General features: G+C 35.6%; 15 protein-coding genes. 12 read left to right on the top strand and 3 right to left on the bottom strand.

Translation table 11 applies throughout. The annotated features are described in order from the left end of the window. Nucleotides 1-30 precede the first annotated feature (30 nt). From FKR84_RS00510 to FKR84_RS00490, 5 genes are all read left to right on the top strand, one after another. Nucleotides 31-855 (top strand): glycogen/starch synthase, encoded by an 825-nt coding sequence (locus FKR84_RS00510; RefSeq protein ID WP_141420224.1) that lies wholly within the window; start codon nucleotides 31-33, stop codon nucleotides 853-855. Next, complete coding sequence (locus tag FKR84_RS00505; RefSeq protein WP_141420223.1) at nucleotides 836-2,392, top strand: DUF4270 domain-containing protein; 1,557 nt, start codon at nucleotides 836-838, stop codon at nucleotides 2,390-2,392. Before FKR84_RS00510 ends, FKR84_RS00505 begins: the two co-directional genes overlap by 20 nt. Nucleotides 2,393-2,394: 2 nt before the next feature. After that, on the top strand, nucleotides 2,395-4,242 hold the full coding sequence (glmS, locus tag FKR84_RS00500) for a glutamine--fructose-6-phosphate transaminase (isomerizing) (RefSeq protein ID WP_141420222.1): 1,848 nt from the start codon (nucleotides 2,395-2,397) through the stop codon (nucleotides 4,240-4,242). 126 nt (nucleotides 4,243-4,368) lie between these two features. After that, on the top strand, nucleotides 4,369-5,886 hold the full coding sequence (gene atpD, locus FKR84_RS00495) for a F0F1 ATP synthase subunit beta (protein WP_141420221.1): 1,518 nt from the start codon (nucleotides 4,369-4,371) through the stop codon (nucleotides 5,884-5,886). A gap of 26 nt (nucleotides 5,887-5,912) precedes the next feature. Further along, a complete protein-coding gene (locus tag FKR84_RS00490; RefSeq protein WP_141420220.1) occupies nucleotides 5,913-6,191 on the top strand; it encodes a F0F1 ATP synthase subunit epsilon in 279 nt (92 codons plus the stop codon). A 135-nt stretch (nucleotides 6,192-6,326) separates the two neighbouring features. Here the strand turns inward: FKR84_RS00490 and FKR84_RS00485 are convergent, their stop codons facing one another. From FKR84_RS00485 to FKR84_RS00475, 3 genes are all read right to left on the bottom strand, one after another. Further along, the gene (locus FKR84_RS00485) at nucleotides 6,327-6,746 is read right to left on the bottom strand and encodes an MgtC/SapB family protein (protein ID WP_141420219.1); all 420 of its coding nucleotides are present in this window, start codon (nucleotides 6,744-6,746) and stop codon (nucleotides 6,327-6,329) included. Between the two features lie 112 nt (nucleotides 6,747-6,858). Further along, on the bottom strand, nucleotides 6,859-7,065 hold the full coding sequence (locus FKR84_RS00480; protein ID WP_141420218.1) for a helix-turn-helix domain-containing protein: 207 nt from the start codon (nucleotides 7,063-7,065) through the stop codon (nucleotides 6,859-6,861). Nucleotide 7,066: 1 nt separating this feature from the next. After that, nucleotides 7,067-7,582, bottom strand: a complete 516-nt coding sequence (locus tag FKR84_RS00475; protein ID WP_141420217.1) for a DUF2975 domain-containing protein — start codon at nucleotides 7,580-7,582, stop codon at nucleotides 7,067-7,069. Nucleotides 7,583-7,770: 188 nt separating this feature from the next. Here FKR84_RS00475 and FKR84_RS00470 point away from each other — a divergent pair, with 188 nt between their 5' ends. Genes FKR84_RS00470 through mnhG form a run of 7 tightly spaced genes read left to right on the top strand, consistent with a single transcriptional unit; the run spans nucleotide 7,771 to nucleotide 13,569 of the window. Next, a complete protein-coding gene (locus tag FKR84_RS00470) occupies nucleotides 7,771-10,083 on the top strand; it encodes a putative monovalent cation/H+ antiporter subunit A (RefSeq protein ID WP_141420216.1) in 2,313 nt (770 codons plus the stop codon). Nucleotide 10,084: 1 nt separating this feature from the next. Beyond that, nucleotides 10,085-10,498 (top strand): Na+/H+ antiporter subunit B, encoded by a 414-nt coding sequence (locus FKR84_RS00465; protein ID WP_141420215.1) that lies wholly within the window; start codon nucleotides 10,085-10,087, stop codon nucleotides 10,496-10,498. Between the two features lies 1 nt (nucleotide 10,499). Beyond that, a complete protein-coding gene (locus tag FKR84_RS00460) occupies nucleotides 10,500-10,853 on the top strand; it encodes a Na+/H+ antiporter subunit C (RefSeq protein ID WP_141420214.1) in 354 nt (117 codons plus the stop codon). Further along, a complete protein-coding gene (locus FKR84_RS00455) occupies nucleotides 10,850-12,367 on the top strand; it encodes a proton-conducting transporter transmembrane domain-containing protein (protein WP_141420213.1) in 1,518 nt (505 codons plus the stop codon). Before FKR84_RS00460 ends, FKR84_RS00455 begins: the two co-directional genes overlap by 4 nt. Beyond that, complete coding sequence (locus FKR84_RS00450) at nucleotides 12,367-12,837, top strand: Na+/H+ antiporter subunit E (protein WP_141420212.1); 471 nt, start codon at nucleotides 12,367-12,369, stop codon at nucleotides 12,835-12,837. Before FKR84_RS00455 ends, FKR84_RS00450 begins: the two co-directional genes overlap by 1 nt. A 1-nt stretch (nucleotide 12,838) precedes the next feature. Then, the gene (locus FKR84_RS00445) at nucleotides 12,839-13,153 is read left to right on the top strand and encodes a cation:proton antiporter (RefSeq protein ID WP_141420211.1); all 315 of its coding nucleotides are present in this window, start codon (nucleotides 12,839-12,841) and stop codon (nucleotides 13,151-13,153) included. Beyond that, the gene (gene mnhG, locus FKR84_RS00440; RefSeq protein WP_141420210.1) at nucleotides 13,150-13,569 is read left to right on the top strand and encodes a monovalent cation/H(+) antiporter subunit G; all 420 of its coding nucleotides are present in this window, start codon (nucleotides 13,150-13,152) and stop codon (nucleotides 13,567-13,569) included. The genes FKR84_RS00445 and mnhG overlap by 4 nt, the downstream gene beginning before the upstream one ends. Nucleotides 13,570-13,796 lie beyond the last annotated feature (227 nt).

Raw genomic sequence — 13,796 nt, 5'->3', positions numbered from 1 at the left:
GTTAATACTAAAACCAATTGCAGATTATTTATGAAGGATAAGCGAATTTTGTACGTGTCTTCTGAGGTTATACCATACCTCCCGGAAACAGAAATATCATCTATGTCTTTTGAGGCGCCCAGAATGGTAAACAGCCAAGGAGGGCAGATACGTATTTTTATGCCACGTTTTGGTAATATTAACGAAAGGCGTCACCAATTACACGAGGTTATACGACTTTCGGGGATGAATTTGGTTATAAACGACCTGGATATGCCACTAATTATAAAAGTAGCATCTATTCCTAAAGAAAGGATGCAGGTTTATTTTATTGATAACGAAGATTATTTTAAGCGGAAAGCAACTTTTACAGATGAAGACGGTAACTTGTTTGATGATAATGACGAGCGCGCTATCTTTTTTGCAAAAGGAGTTATTGAAACGGTTAAAAAATTAAACTGGTCGCCAGATATAATTCACGTAAATGGCTGGTTGGCTTCATTATTGCCATTATATTTGCGGAATTATTACGGTAACGAACCATTGTTTTCAGAATCTAAAATAGTTACTTCTGTATACAAACAAGGCTTTGAAGGTACTTTGGCAGAAGATATGGATAAAAAAATATTGTTTGATGGTCTAGAAGATGAGAAAGTTGCTCATTTAAGTACACCAAATTATGATAATTTAATGAAAACTGCCATCGATAATTCCGATGCTGTAATAAAAGGTAGTTCGGAAATTCCTGAAAGCCTTAACAAGTATATAGAAAATTTAGACAAACCTGTATTAGATTTTAAATCTTTAGAAGAGTTTTCGTCTGCTTACCAAGAATTTTACCTAGAAAAAGTATTAAATGAAGAAACCGAATCCTAAAGTAAGACTGTCCTCTATTTCAAAAATTACACTTTTAGTAATTGTAGGAACTTTTTGTTTTACCTCCTGTGATGATGATTTTAGTGAAGTAGGAAGCAATATTGTAGATAATCCTAATTTTGAGGCTCTTTTGTTTGACTCAGCAGAGATAGAAGCTAAAACCCTTAAGTTAAAACGGGTGCAAACCAATAACCTTAGTGGTTATTCCTTTGGCGTATATAACGATGATGTTTACGGAAAGAAAACAGCCAATTTTGTAACCCAGCTAAGTTTAAGTAACCCTAATCCAGAATTTTTTACAGATCCTGTTTTAGATAGTGTGGTGCTAAATTTGCCATATTTTAGTACGGTGGTAGGAGTAGAAGACGAGCAATATTTATACAAATTAGATTCTGTATATGGTGACAATCCCATAAAACTTTCTATTTATGAATCTACTTATTTTCTGCGCGATATAGATCCTGAAAACAATTATGAGCCACAGGTATATTATTCTAATCAAACCGATTTGTTTGAACAGCACTTAGCTCCAACTCCACTGCTTGAAATACCAGATTTTAAGCCAACCAACAATCGAGTTGTTTATTTTGAAGAAGGAGAAGAGCAGGAAATAGATACAGTTTATACCGCTCCCGCATTAAGAGTAAATTTACCAACTGCATTTTTTCAGGAGAAAATATTAAACCAGCAAGATAGTGAGGTGTTATTGAGTAACGCCAACTTTAGAAATTATCTTAGAGGTCTTTATTTTAAAGCAGAAAGTGCTGATGCTGAAGGTAATTTAACCTACTTTAATTTTAATGCAGCATTAGACGGTAAGGCGGCAGCCAATATTACCCTCTATTTTAAAACATATTTAGAAGAAGATTATACAGAACAAGATTCGGCGGTAAGTAGAGAATACCGTTTAAATTTTGGCCCCTCTAAAGTAAATCTTTTCGAAAACGAATATCAAACTGCTCCGCAAGATGAAAAATTATACTTAAAAGGGGGCGAAGGCTCTATAGGAGAAATAGACTTATTTAAAGATCAAAATCAATTAGATTCCTTGCGGGAAAAAAACTGGTTGATCAATGAAGCTAATTTGGTTTTTTATGTAGACGAAACGCAAGTGCCAGATAACCAAAAACAGCCTGAACGTATTTTTGTTTATGACATTAAAAACGAAAAGGTTTTAGGAGACTATATTTTTGATGCAAGTGCAAACGAAAATAATCCGTTAACGTCTAGAACGGTTCATTTGGGCAGTCTCTCTAAAGACGAAGATGGTAATAGGTTTTATAAAATTCGTATAACCAATCTTGTAAATAATATTATTAATAAAGATTCAACCAATACGCGTATAGGAGTAAGTGTTTCACAAAACGTAAATATTTCTTCATTGGCAAAAGCAGATTTTGAAGACCAAGATATAGACGTAGAAAAAATACCTTCTACGCACGCTATCTCTCCGGAAGGCACGGTATTATATGGTCCGGATGCTGCGCTTGAACCAAAGAAATTAAAGTTGAATATCTTTTATACAGAAGCTAAGTAATTATGTGTGGAATAGTAGGATACATTGGGCATCGCGATGCCTATCCCGTAGTTTTAAAAGGACTACAACGGTTAGAATATAGGGGTTATGATAGTGCAGGAATAATGCTTTACGACGGCAAAGAGCTTAACGTCTGTAAAACCCAAGGGAAAGTAAAAGATTTAAAAGAAAAGTTGGAGAAAGAGATTTCTACCGAGGGTAATATTGGTATTGGCCATACACGATGGGCTACTCACGGAGTGCCAAATGATGTAAACTCGCATCCGCACCAATCTAATTCTGGTGATATTATTATAATTCATAACGGGATTATAGAAAATTACGACACCCTGAAAAAAGAGTTGATAAAACGCGGTTACACCTTTGAATCAGATACCGATACGGAAGTTTTAGTAAACCTTATTGAAGAAGTAAAAAAACAAGAAAACGTAAAACTAGGGAAAGCCGTACAAATTGCGCTAAACCAAACGGTGGGCGCTTATGCTATTGCGGTTTTTGACAGAAATAAACCAGATGAGATTGTAGTAGCTAGATTGGGAAGTCCTTTAGCTATAGGAATGGGCGAAGATGAATACTTTATCGCTTCCGATGCATCGCCATTTATAGAATATACCAAAGACGCCATTTATCTGGAAGATGGCGAAATGGCAGTGGTAAGAAAAAGTAAAGGCGTTAAGATAAGAAAAATTAAGGACGACGAGTTGGTGGCGCCTTATATTCAAAAACTACAACTCAATCTAGAACAAATAGAGAAAGGTGGCTACGAGCATTTTATGCTTAAAGAAATATATGAGCAACCAGATGCTATTACAGATACCTACCGTGGTAGAATGCTGGTAGATCAAGGTTTGATTAGAATGGCCGGAATAGATGATAATTTAGATAGACTGCTAAATGCAAAACGTATTATCGTGGTTGCATGTGGTACTTCTTGGCATGCAGGTTTGGTAGCAGAATATATCTTTGAGGATTTGGCGCGTATTCCGGTAGAAGTAGAATATGCCTCAGAATTTAGATATCGTAATCCTATTATTAATAGTGACGATGTAGTAATTGCAATTTCACAATCCGGCGAAACTGCAGATACAATGGCAGCGATAAAGCTAGCAAAAGAAAAAGGTGCTTTTGTTTTTGGCGTTTGTAATGTTGTTGGTTCTTCTATTTCTAGAGAAACCCACGCCGGAGCTTACACGCACGCCGGTCCCGAAATTGGCGTTGCTTCTACCAAAGCATTTACTACGCAAATTACGGTTTTAAGCTTAATTGCTTTAAAATTGGCCAAGGCAAAAGGTTCTATCTCTAATGCAGATTTTCATTACCATTTGCAAGAATTAGATTTAATTCCGCAAAAGATAGAAGAAGCTTTAAAGTCTAACGACCATATAGAAAAAGTTGCAGAAAAATATAAAGATGCCGCGAATTTCTTGTATTTAGGAAGAGGCTTTAATTTTCCCGTGGCTTTAGAAGGCGCTTTAAAATTAAAGGAGATTTCTTATATACACGCAGAAGGCTATCCGGCTGCAGAAATGAAACACGGTCCAATTGCACTAATAGATGAAATGATGCCGGTAGTGGTAATTGCCACTAAAAACGGGCATTACGAAAAAGTAGTAAGCAATATACAAGAAATAAAATCTAGAAATGGTAAAATTATCGCTATCGTAACCAAAGGCGATACCCACGTGCGCGAAATGGCAGATTATGTTATAGAAGTGCCAGATACCATAGAAGCGCTAACACCTTTGTTAACTACCATCCCATTACAATTATTGTCCTATCACGTGGCTGTAATGTTGGGAAAAAATGTAGATCAGCCAAGAAATTTGGCAAAATCTGTTACGGTAGAATAAAGAAAAAAATGTTATAATAATTTCAAAAATTGAGCTGTGATAATTCATACAAATAATTTATCTTTGCAGCCGAAAAACAATGCAGGTAGAATTGCATTAAGAAACTATAAATTAAACTAGTAGATAATGTCTAAAGTTACAGGTAAAGTTGCACAAATTATCGGTCCTGTTGTGGATGTGGAGTTCGACACAGAAAATGAAAACATAGAGTTACCGAAGATTTACGATTCCTTAGAAATAAATAGGGAAGATGGTTCCATCTTGGTACTGGAAGTTCAATCTCATATTGGCGAAAACACCGTTAGAACCATTGCGATGGATTCTGCCGACGGCCTGTCTCGCGGAACCGCGGTTGTGGCTACCGGAAATCCAATACAAATGCCAATAGGAGAAGATGTTTACGGACGTTTATTTAACGTTACCGGAGACGCTATTGACGGTTTAGGAGATCTTCCTAAAAAAGGAAAAGATGGTATGTCTATTCACCGTGAAGCTCCAAAATTTGAAGACCTATCTGTATCTACCGAAGTTTTATTTACAGGAATTAAAGTAATAGATTTAATTGAGCCCTATGCAAAAGGTGGTAAAATTGGTCTGTTTGGTGGTGCCGGTGTTGGTAAAACCGTTTTAATTCAAGAATTGATTAACAATATTGCAAAAGGCCACGGTGGTCTTTCTGTATTTGCAGGTGTTGGAGAAAGAACCCGTGAAGGAAATGACTTGTTGCGGGAGATGTTAGAATCTGGCATTATTAAATACGGCGACGATTTTATCCACTCTATGGAAAATGGCGGATGGGATTTGAAAACCGTAGATAAAGCTGCGATGAAAGAATCTAAAGCAACCTTCGTTTTTGGTCAAATGAACGAACCTCCCGGAGCACGTGCACGAGTTGCACTTTCTGGTTTAACCATTGCAGAGTATTTTAGAGATGGCGCCGGAGACGGTCAAGGAAAAGACGTACTTTTCTTCGTAGATAACATCTTTAGATTTACACAAGCAGGTTCAGAGGTTTCTGCACTTTTAGGTCGTATGCCATCTGCCGTTGGTTATCAGCCAACTTTAGCTACAGAAATGGGTGCAATGCAAGAACGTATTACCTCTACCAAAAAAGGTTCTATTACATCTGTACAGGCGGTTTATGTACCTGCAGATGACTTGACAGACCCTGCTCCGGCAACTACTTTTGCCCACTTAGATGCAACAACCGTATTGTCTCGTAAAATTGCAGAACTTGGTATTTATCCGGCGGTAGACCCGTTAGAGTCTACTTCAAGAATTCTTACTGCAGATATTTTAGGAGACGATCACTACAACTGTGCACAACGCGTAAAAGAGTTGTTGCAACGTTATAAAGAATTGCAGGATATTATTGCAATTTTAGGTATGGAAGAATTGTCTGAAGAAGATAAACTAGCCGTTTCGCGCGCCAGACGTGTACAACGTTTCTTGTCACAACCTTTCCACGTTGCAGAACAATTTACCGGTTTAAAAGGTGTGTTGGTAGATATTAAAGAAACTATAAAAGGTTTTAATATGATTATGGATGGCGAGTTAGACCACTTACCAGAAGCAGCTTTTAACCTTAAAGGAACTATAGAAGAAGCTATTGAAGCCGGAGAAAAAATGAACGCAGAAGCTTAATAAGGCTCGCTTTTAAATAAACCAATATGTTTTTAGAAATAGTTACCCCAGAAAAAGTTTTGTTGAGCACAGAAGTAACCTCAGTTACGGTTCCCGGTGTTAACGGCGAATTTCAAATGCTCGATAATCACGCGGCCATCGTTTCTATATTAGAAAAAGGCTTGGTAAAAATTGAGGGGGATTTTACGTTAGAAGACGAAGTAAAAGAAGCTTTTGAAACTACCAAAAATAACACCTATCAATTATCAATAAAAGGTGGCGTGTTAGAGCTAAAAAACAATAAAGCAATTATCTTGGCAGATTAAATTTTGCCAATTTTAAATAAAAAGAAAAGCTTTCTAAGTTTAATTATTTAGAAAGCTTTTTTTATGCATAACTTTTTTGTTTTCGCTTACGCGGAATTTAAAGTTGTTTCCCTAAATTTTCTTTACGGAAAATTCTTAATCGTTTCTTTTTATTTTATCGTCTATTTTTCCGAAAACGTAGTTGATTATAATAACAAAAGCAGTTAAAATAAGCAGCTCCCAAAGCATTCCTGCGGCGGCTAAACAGCCGGCGCCGGCACTACACCAAATAGTAGCGGCAGTTGTTAAACCGCTAATTTTAGAATCGCGTTTCATAATGGCTCCCGCACCTAAAAAACCAACCCCAATAGCCACCTGACTTAAAACACGCGTAATATCTGTATACGCCTGATCTGCATATTCTAAAGAAATCATAACAAATACCGCAGAGCCTAAGGTCACCAGAATATTGGTTTTTAAACCTGCGTGTTTGTTTTTATACTCCCGTTCTATTCCTATAAAAGCACCGGCAGCAAAGGCACAAACCAAACGAATAGTAAATTGAGATAAGTCCATTTTTAAAACTGATCTTTATTTTTAAAAGTAACCAAAATATAAATGACCTTTTTAATTTTAACCAAACTTTTGATTAAATGTCTATAGGTCTTTTTAAAATCTTGCGTTAGGCTTATTCTTCTTTGTATTTTAAAATATCGCCCGGTTGGCAATCTAAAGCTTTACAAATTGCCTCTAAAGTAGAAAAACGAACTGCTTTTGCTTTTCCGGTTTTTAAAATAGATAAATTGGCGGTGGTAATACCAATCTCTTCTGCCAAATCTTTGGAGGTAATTTGGCGCTCGTTTAGCAATTCTTCTAAGTTAATATAAATTGACATGCTAAATAGTTAACTGATTTTCTTGTTTTAGGTTTCTTGCTACTTTAAATAAGCCGGATAAAAAGATAAAGAAAAATCCAATACTAAGGGTAAATAAAGTGCTTTGAAACAAACTTTCGGTTTGAAAACTAATATTTATTTCCTGTTCGTAAAGTAATTCGAAAAGAAATTTGAAAGCAATTTCTGCCAAGGTTAAACCAATTATTAATCTTCCTATGCGCAATAGATAAGCAATTTGCAATTCCGTAAAGAGATTTTTAGGCTTTAAGTTATACACCAAATTTTTAAAAATATACAGCGTAAATAGATAGCCGCCGTATAAAAGTAAAATCATGAAACCCCAAATGCCAAGTTCTATTTTACTAAAAGTTAATAGCTTTTCATTGTTTATAATGTCTGCACTGCTTATATCAAAAAACAGTACAGCTAGCAGGCCTATAAAAAATGCAATAAAAAGAATAAAACTTAAAATGTAAATCAGGTTGATTAATTTCCGTAAAGTTGTAAGTGCTTTCATAATTGATTGTTATTGTTTATCGATAATAAATATACTAAAATTATTGATAAACAATAATAATTTCGCTATTATTAAAAATAACAGTACGTAATCGAGTGTTAGTAAGCTGTTAAACCTGTTTATGGATGCACTTTCTTTAAGGTATCTTAAAATATTACTTTTATATTTGCAGTTCAGATTTTACAAGTATGCTCACAGCAATAGTCTTAGGTTTTATCTTTTCTATCTTTCTAATTTTTGGAGGGAAATTTATTAAAGGTAAATTTTCGCTTGTTTCCAGTCTTATTCCGCTTTCCCTTTTTGTTTACTTTTCCCGTTTTATAGGGCAAGTATCGCAAGGAGAAGTGATTGAAAGAACCTACCAATGGATCCCTTCTTTTGGAGTTAATCTAACATTTAGGTTAGACGGTCTTTCTTTGCTGTTCTCTTTAATGATAACCGGAATTGGCTTTTTGGTATTTATGTATACTTCTGCATACCTCCGGAATCATAAATATTTAGATAGGTTTTATGGCTATTTAAGCGTATTTATGGCTGCTATGCTTGGTTTGGTGCTTTCAGACAACATGATTTCTTTGTTTGTCTTTTGGGAGTTGACCAGTATTAGCTCCTTTTTTCTCATTGGGTTTAACAATACCAGCTCTGCCTCCAGAAAATCTGCCTTAACCGCTTTGGGTATTACCGGGCTCGGCGGATTATTTTTGCTGCCGGGATCGCTTGTATTGGGTTATATGACCGGCACTTATGAAATTTCTGAAATGCTTGCGCAAAAAGATCTTATAACCGCTCACGCTTTATATCCCGTTGCAGTACTTTTTATTTTTGTAGCAGCTTTTACCAAATCAGCTCAATTTCCTTTTCATTTTTGGTTGCCCGGTGCTATGAAAGCACCAACTCCCGTTTCTACTTACTTGCATTCGGCTACTATGGTAAAGGCCGGTATTTATTTGCTGTTGCGTTTAACTCCGGTTTTGGGCGAGGAAAATTTATGGAATACCAGTTTGATAATTATTGGTGCAATAACAATGTTATACTCTGCTGTACACACTATTTTTAGAAGAGATTTAAAAGGTATTTTGGCCTATTCTACTATTGCCGCGTTAGGTATTTTGGTTTTCTTAATTGGTTTAGGAACCAAAGAAGCACTTTTGGCCGCCGGTGTTTTTATTATTGTGCACGCACTTTATAAAGCTACATTGTTTTTAATGACGGGAGCAATAGATTTGTATACCGGAACGCGCGATGTAACGCAACTAAGCGGTTTACGGAAAATTATGCTGCCGGTAGCCATTGCCGGAATTTTGGCCGCAATTTCTAACGCCGGTATTCCATCTTCTATTGGGTTTATAGGAAAAGATTTGATTTACGAAGGCACGTTAAATTTTAAACACAACGCAGCTTTATTAACAGCATTGGCATTACTTACAAATGTATTTATCTCGTATGCAGGCTACGTTGCAGGGGTGAAACCTTTTATAGGGAAATTGCCAGAACGTTTTGAAGATGTAAAACGTCCAGGATTTTTAATTTGGTTTCCGCCTGTATTGCTTGCCGCTTTAGGTCTGCTTTTTGGTTTGATGCCGTTTTTACTAGAACAAGCTTTGGTAAAACCAATTGTAACAGCTCTAAACCATGATGCGGGAGATATACATCTTAAAATTTGGCATGGCTTTACTACTATTTTGGCCTTAAGTTCTATAACCATAGTTTCCGGACTTAGTTTATACTTTATTTTAAAACCTTCAGAAAAACTAGAAGATTTTATTGAGAGATTTGAATTTATCTCTCCCAAAAGTATTACCGAAAACTTGGTAGATTGGTTTGATAAATTCTCTAGTTTATGGACAAACACTTTTCAAAATGGCTATTTACGGAATTATATAGCCGTAATTATCATGTTTTTGGTAGGAATTGTTTCTTACAGCCTATTGCGAAACACCACCTATCAAATAGATTATAATGCACTTTCCCGGTTAACTATTTACGAAGTAATTGTCGTAGCTATTTTGTTAGGCGCAATTTTTTATACCGTATTTACTAAATCTAGGTTAGCAGCAGTTGCATCTTCTGGTGTAATTGGTTATGCTATTTGTTTGCTCTTTGTGTTTTATAGCGCACCAGATTTGGCTATGACACAATTTGCCATAGATACCTTAACGGTTATACTTTTTGTACTGGTTTTATATAGATTGCCAAAATACCTGAGACTTTCAGACTATAAAATGCGTGTTAGAGATGGGATAATTTCTATAATGTTTGGCGGTTTAATAAGTATTTTAGCTTTAGAGGTTTTGGCGCAACCAGCCAATAAAGATATTGCAAATTATTATGCAAAAAACGCCTATTTAGAAGCCCACGGAAAAAACGTGGTAAATGTAATTTTAGTAGATTTTAGAGGTACAGATACAATGATAGAAATATCTGTGCTAACTATTGCAGCAATTGGCGTTTTTGGGTTGCTTAAGCTGCGTCTAAAATCTACAGAACGTAAACAAAAATAAGATGAGAACAATTATATTAAATACAGCCTCCAATTATTTGTTGCCTATTTTACTGTTGTTTTCAGTATTTATATTGCTGCGCGGTCATTACGAGCCGGGCGGTGGTTTTGTAGGCGGACTAATTGCTGCAATTGCATTTGTATTGCACGCTTTTGCCAACGGTTTAAATAACACCAAACGTCTTTTAAAATTTCATCCGGGATTTTTAATGCCGTTAGGTTTAGCGGTTTCTTTCCTTAGCGGATTGTTGCCGTTATTAATCAACTCGCAAGCGTTTATGACCGGTTTATGGTTAGAGCAACCCATCCCGGTAATAGGTGCTGTTGGTACCGCTTTGTTTTTTGATATTGGCGTGTATTTGGTGGTGTTGGGCGTAGCTTTAACAATAATATTTACAATCTCAGAATCTGCTTGATATGGAGTTATTGTTAGCATTAATGGTGGGAGTACTTTATGGTGCAGGCTTGTATATGATGCTGCGCAGAAGTTTGGTAAAATTGATAATTGGCTTAATTATAATTGGAAACGGAGCAAACTTGTTAATTTTCCTTTTAGGAAGAATAACCAAAGGTCAACCTCCAATTATACCCGAAGACGCCAAAGTTTTTGCCGAAATTTACGCAGATCCCTTACCGCAAGCTTTAATTCTTACGGCTATTGTAATTAGTTTTGGTTTGCAATCTTTCGCAATAATTTTGGTTAAACGCGCCTATCAAGTGGTAAAAACAGACGATTTAGATAAAATGAATGCAACAGACGAAGAATCATGATGCAACAGTTACTTATATATCCTTTACTGCTTCAGCTACTCCTAAGCATTATTCTTATGTTTATGTGGCGACACATCAATGCGCAACGAGTAGTAAGTATAATTGGTAGCGCCGTTGGAGTTTTACTTTCCGGTATGCTACTTTATCAAGTTTGGACAGAAGGAACGCAGCTTATGCAAGCCGGTTCTTGGTCTGCACCATTTGGAATTAGTTTTGTCGCAGATGTACTTTCTTCTACTTTAGTGTTGTTAACTTCTATTGCCGGTTTTGCGGTTTCCAGCTTTTCGTCTGCTTCGGTAATACCGGCACGATTACGATTTGGTTATTTTGCTATTTTTCATTTTTTAATTTTAGGATTGATAGGTGCTTTTCTCACCGGCGATATTTTTAACCTGTATGTTTGGTTCGAAATTATCATAATAAGTTCTTTTGTATTAATAACCCTTGGAGGGGAAAAAGCGCAGATAGAAGGAGCCGTAAAATATTTTACACTTAATTTTTTAGCCTCTATAATATTTTTAACCGCTATTGCCGTAATGTACGGTTTGGTAGGTTCTCTTAATATGGCAGATTTAGCAGTGTTAGTACCCAAAATAGAAAATCAGGGTTTACTACGAGTTGCCGCTTTGTTGTTTTTGGTTGGATTTGGTATTAAATCTTCGGTTTTTCCACTTTATTTTTGGTTGCCGGCATCGTATCATACGCCACCTTCTGCGGTATCGGCTATTTTTGGTGGTTTATTAACCAAAGTTGGGGTGTATGCCATAATACGAATTTTTGGTCTACTTTTCTTAGACGATCCATTTATCGCAGACATGCTGAGTATAATTGCTGTACTTACATTATTTAGCGGAGCCGTGGGAGCTTTGGTACAGCGCAACCTTCGTAAAGTATTTTCCTATCTTATAATTTGTCATATAGGGTTTATGATAATGGGTCTTGGTATGTTTACTGAAGTTGCTATAGCCGGAGCAGTTTTTTACTTAATTCATGATATTGTAATAAAGACTAATTTGTTTATGATTGCCGGGGTTATTTATAGAATTAAAGGAACAATCAATATAAAAAAACTCGGTGGTTTGTACGAAAGTCACCCGTTGCTGAGTTTATTAATAATTATTCCATTCTTTTCGGTAATTGGTATTCCGCCATTTTCTGGGTTTTGGCCCAAGATTTCCTTAATTATTGGGGCTTACCAAGATTTAGATTACGTAGCAATTGGTGCAATAATTTTTGCCAGTTTGCTTACCTTACTTATAATTTCAAAAATATGGTCTGAAGTTTTCTGGAAAAAAGGAGAAGAACTTCCAATTAGAGAACATTTTTTGTATTTTAAAGACATGACAAAGCTGCGAAAAATTCAGTTTATCGGACCGGTGGTTTTTTTAACATTAGTTACTTTATACATTGGGTTTGGTGCAGAGCATATCCAGCAATTATCTTTACGGGTAGCAGATGAATTATTAAACAAAGAGCAATATATTAACGCAGTATTGCCAAATTTAAATCAGTAATGAAAAATAGGTTTTTATCTAACATATTACTTACCTTCATCTGGGTTTCCATCACGGGAGATTTTCAGTTTTCCAACTATGTATTTGGTTTTCTGTTAAGCTTTGCCATACTGTTTATCATTACCAGAGGAGATGCTAAATATTTTAAGGTAATTCCTAAATTAATATTTTTTATATTTTTTTTCCTTTATGAATTAATAAAAGCAAACTTGCAAGTGGCTTTTGATGTGATAACTCCAAAGTTCTATATGACTCCGGGAATTGTAAAAGTACCTTTAGATGCCGAAACCAATTTAGAAATCACGCTGTTGGCAAATTTGATAACTTTAACACCGGGAACTTTAAGTTTAGATGTCTCTGACGATAGGAAAGTTTTGTACGTGCACGCAATGTACATCAACGATCGCGAAGAATTTATAAAAGGCATTAAAAACGGGTTTGAAAGACGATTACTCGAAATTCTGAGATAAAATGACAATAGAAGAATATTTATATTATATTATTTTGCCGGTGCTAGCCGTCTCCGTTTTGTTGGTTTTTTACCGCTTTATTATTGGTCCTAGCATTGTAGATAGGGTAGTAGCTCTAGATTTATTAATAACCATTGGTATTACTTTAATAGCCGTTTATAGTATTGTGTATGGGCAATCTACCTTTTTGGATATTGCCATGATTCTTGGTCTTATTGCTTTTTTGAGTACGGTTGCTTTTTCTTATTATTTAGAGAGAAGAACCAAAACAAAACGGGAAAAAAAGCTAGACGAGCAAAAAAATAAAGAAAAATGACAGATATTTTTATAGTTATACTGGCAACTTCGGGCGCTATCTTTATTTTGTTGGCTGCTGTGGGTTTTGTGCGTATGCCCGATACCTATTTGCGTATTTCGGTAACTACAAAAGCCGCTACTTTGGGTGTTGGTTTAATTTTAATTAGTGCTGCGGTCTATTTTCAAGACCTTTCGGTGACTTCTCGGGTTTTGGCTATCTTTCTCTTTATCGTATTAACCGCCCCAGTTGGAGCGCATTTAATTGGCCGGGCTTCTTATTTCTTAGGAGCGCGTTTATGGTATAAATCGTTAATAGATGACCTTAAAGGAAAATACAAAGAACACTCCCACGAGCTTACCAGCGGCGAAATAGAAGACGAATTATTACTCAAAAGTAAAAAGGAAGACCAAGACCATAAATCTACAAATAATTAATTCCCTCGGTTCATTATGCAACTAAACCTTCCGTAAAGATATTTACCGATTATCCTTAAAAACTTACCATTTACAAAGTATTTTATGCAGAGTATACAGTATACTTAAAACTTGGCTCTATTTTTATGATATTTGTGTATAAAACCATTTTGTTTTATCAAATTAATAACAAATAGTGTATTTTTTGAAAAGTTTCATAAATAGAGGTGTGGTTAAAATACTTTTTT

The organism is Haloflavibacter putidus (assembly GCF_006546625.1).
Lineage (GTDB): Bacteria > Bacteroidota > Bacteroidia > Flavobacteriales > Flavobacteriaceae > Mesonia > Mesonia putida.
The sequence above is the reverse complement of the archived record's forward strand: the minus strand, read 5'-3'. Positions and strand labels throughout refer to the sequence as shown.